Source organism: Bradyrhizobium sp. BRP56 (assembly GCF_020194035.1).
GTDB classification, from domain to species: Bacteria; Pseudomonadota; Alphaproteobacteria; order Rhizobiales; family Xanthobacteraceae; genus Bradyrhizobium; species Bradyrhizobium australafricanum.
Window position 1 is genome coordinate 1 of record NZ_JADYVV010000147.1, and the last position, 3120, is coordinate 3120.

The 3120-nt window shown below is 61.3% G+C and carries 3 protein-coding genes; 1 reads left to right on the forward strand and 2 read right to left on the reverse strand.

Going from position 1 to position 3120, the window contains the following annotated elements; translation table 11 throughout:
* Window positions 1–1564 (reverse strand): recombinase family protein (locus I6F38_RS43005; RefSeq protein ID WP_225164659.1); only part of this gene is annotated, 1564 nt, incomplete at its 3' end.
* 140 nt (window positions 1565–1704) lie between these two features.
* Window positions 1705–2034, reverse strand: coding sequence for a ribbon-helix-helix protein, CopG family (locus I6F38_RS43010; RefSeq protein ID WP_011084760.1), 330 nt, complete (start codon window positions 2032–2034; stop codon window positions 1705–1707).
* A gap of 86 nt (window positions 2035–2120) precedes the next feature.
* On the opposite strand from I6F38_RS43010, the gene I6F38_RS44355 reads away from it, so the two are divergent.
* A complete protein-coding gene (locus tag I6F38_RS44355) occupies window positions 2121–2810 on the forward strand; it encodes a group II intron maturase-specific domain-containing protein (protein ID WP_225164660.1) in 690 nt (229 codons plus the stop codon).
* The last annotated feature ends 310 nt before the right edge of the window (window positions 2811–3120 follow it).

Sequence of the window (3120 nt, forward strand, 5' to 3'; positions counted from 1 at the left end):
GGAGGGGGATGGAGTGGCGGATGACGATCTTGTCGTCGCCAACGAGGACTTCCTTCACGAGAAGGCGCAGCACGCGTTGGCGTTCGATTATATCGAGCGCGCCGACGGACGAGCGGAGGCGCTCGAGGAAGCTAGTCACGGATTCAGCGAGACGCAGACAAACCTCCTGCTCCTGCGATTGGTCTTCGATCGCCTGCAGCGCCGACAAGCAAGCCTGTTCGCGGCTACGCAAATCGGGCATGCGACTGCGCAGCTCTTCAAGTGAGAGAAGGCTCTCTTGATAGGCCGTGAGGAGACGCTCGATGCTTTTCCGGGAACGCGCAAGATCGCGGCGAAGCGTTTCCTCCCGGCGCTGTGTGGGATCGGAGTTGCGCGCCGCCTTGAGCCGGCGCTCAAGTTCGTCTTCGATGAGCTGTCGGTCTTCAAGTAAACGCGCGATCTCTTTCCATACCACCTCGTCCAGCAAATCCTGGCGCGTCGGGCGACTGTCGCAGACCGGCCCGCCGAGCCGGCGCCAGCCATCCGAGCCCAAGCAGCGGTAGTAATGGATGGTTCGAGCGCTCGACCTGGTCGAGGTGCGATAGAGCCCATAGCCGCATTTGGCGCAGCTCAACAATCCTTGCAGGGCGCTCGGCGTGATCGTGCGTCGCGGGGCATGCTTCTTGTTGGCTTCCAAAAGCTCGTTCGCCAATGCGAAGGTCTCTTCGCTGATGATGGTCGGCACAGGGATTTCGATCCACTCTGTGCGAGGAAGCTCATGATTTGCGCTATTGCGAGGAGCGACGCCGCCGCGCAATCGCAACGGCCGCGTCACACGCATGCGCGGCGCGATCCGCGTCTTGCCAAAGCAGGCCGTTCCTTTATACGCGGGATTGCGCAGCATCGCCCAGACCGTCGAGCGCTCCCAGCGGCCTGTTTCTTTGGCTGTCGGAATCTGGCGCTCATTGAGCAGGCGCGTGATGGCGCCGATGCTGTGGCTTTTTGCGGTGTAAAGCTCGTAGACCCAGCGCACGATACCGGCCTGTCGCTCGTCGATCTCATAATAGGCGGCAGAGTGATCGGTCTTGCGCTTGTAGCGATAGCCAAACGGAGCGCCGGAAAGCACGCTCACTTGGCCTTGAAGGGCGCGATGGCGCTTCCCTCGCCGCGACCGTTCCAGGATTTGCGCGCGTTCATATTCGGCGATCATGCCCTGAAACTGCAGCAGCAGCTCGTCTTCCGGCGTCGCTGCCCGTCTCGAGCGAATGAACAAGACTTCGACGCCGGCGCGCGCGAACTCTTCGATAAGAAGGATTTGATGCGCATAGCGCCGGCTCAGCCGATCGGGAGCGTAGACGAGCACGGCTTGGATCCGCCCTTCTGCGGCGAGGTCGCGCAGTCGTTCAAGTCCGGGGCGCAACAAGCTCGCGCCGCTATAGCCGTCGTCTTCGATCACCCATTCCGCCGGCACGTCGCAGTTCTGCTCGCGCGCGAAAGCGATCAGCGCGCTCGTCTGACTGGCGATCGTGTTCTCCTCCTTCTGTTTGTCCGACGACACTCTGGCGTAAATCGCGGCGGTCTTCATCTTCGCCTCCCGTCACATCGGCGCCAGCGCGCGCGAAGCGCACCTGATCTGGAACGAGAATTTCGTAAACCTGTTCAAGTTTGACGGCGACGAGGCGATCGAACGCAAATTCGAGTCGAACGTCGCGTTTTTTTCGCCGCTCAGCCATCTTCGCGGACAGACGCGAGATAAGCGGCCACCGCTCGGCGCATCACCTCGCTTGCCGAAAGCCTGGAAGCCGTCGCATGCGTCTGGAGTTTTTGGGCAAGATCGGCCGGCATCTTCAGGGAGAGCGTCACTGATGGCTGCGGCGCGGGAAGGAGCCGCTCCCTGCTTTTGGCCACTTCGAGATAGCGATAGGCCTGCCGCAGCGACAAGCCGCTTTCGCGCGACAGCACCAAGGCCGCCTCCGCCATGCCGATTTTCTTCGCGAGCAAGCGTCGCGCCGCCCTCAGCCGCTCGGCTTTCTGCGCTTGCGTCGATCGAATCATATGACATAACGGTATTACCTTTTGCGTCTCAAATCAACAACGGCTCTATCACGCCAGCCGACGATGACGCGTTCAAAGCGGAAGTTATCTTTTGCGTTCAGGGAGCCCTCTCGCCGCTGTTGTCGAACCTGATGCTGGATGTGCTGGACAAGGAACTGGAGAAGCGCGGCCACCGCTTCGTGCGTTACGCCGACGACTGCAACATCTACGTGCGCAGTCAGCGGGCGGGCGAACGGGTGCTGGCTGGCGTCGAGAGGTTCCTCGAAAAGCGCCTCAAGCTCAAGATCAACAAAGCGAAGAGCGCGGTTGCCAAACCGAGTGTTCGCAAGTTCCTGGGCTTCAGCTTCACCGGCGGGCAAGAACCGCGGCGGCGCATCGCGCCGCAGGCACTCGCCCGCTTCAAGGCGAAGGTTCGGGAGCTCACGCGACGCACGCGTGGTCGATGCCTCGTGCAGATCGCCAAAGAACTGTCGACCTACCTGATTGGGTGGCACGGCTACTTCGGCTTCTGTCAAACCCCGTCGGTGTTGCGCGTGCTTGACCAGTGGATCAGGCGACGGTTGCGCGCCGTTGCCTGGAAGCAATGGAAGTATGGACCCGCTCGCTTTGCCGAGTTGCGACGCCGCGGCGTCGGCCGGGATCTGGCGGCGCAAACCGCCGGCAGCCCACGTGGCCCTTGGCGGCTCGCGAACAGCCCCGCGCTCACCATTGCTCTGCCAAACGGCTTCTTTGCCTCACTCGGCTTGGCTTCCGTCGCGGCACGGCGACCCGCATAATCCGCTGAACCGCCGGATACGGACCCGTATGTCCGGTGGTGTGGGAGGGGCGGAGCCGCGAGGCTTCCCCCTATCCCGATTTCAGGGAGTTCGAAAGTCTGCCACTGCAAGACATTTTGGATTGGCCGTTGAAATCGAACTCGCCGATGCCAAACGCGCGCTACAAAAGAGCCGCGCTAATTAGTCGTCCGTGAAGAAGGACTAAGCCACTGATCGGGAATCTCGATTTGGGCTAAGGGGCATTTCCAGATTGCAAGGTTTTGATGCTTTGGGCGTCAGAACCTTGCGATTTGGTTTTCGTGGATTCCCT

Bases quoted from the DNA above. Each gene is read 5' to 3' on its own strand.
- I6F38_RS43010 (WP_011084760.1), bottom strand. From the start codon at position 2,034: ATGATTCGATCGACGCAAGCGCAGAAAGCCGAGCGGCTGAGGGCGGCG.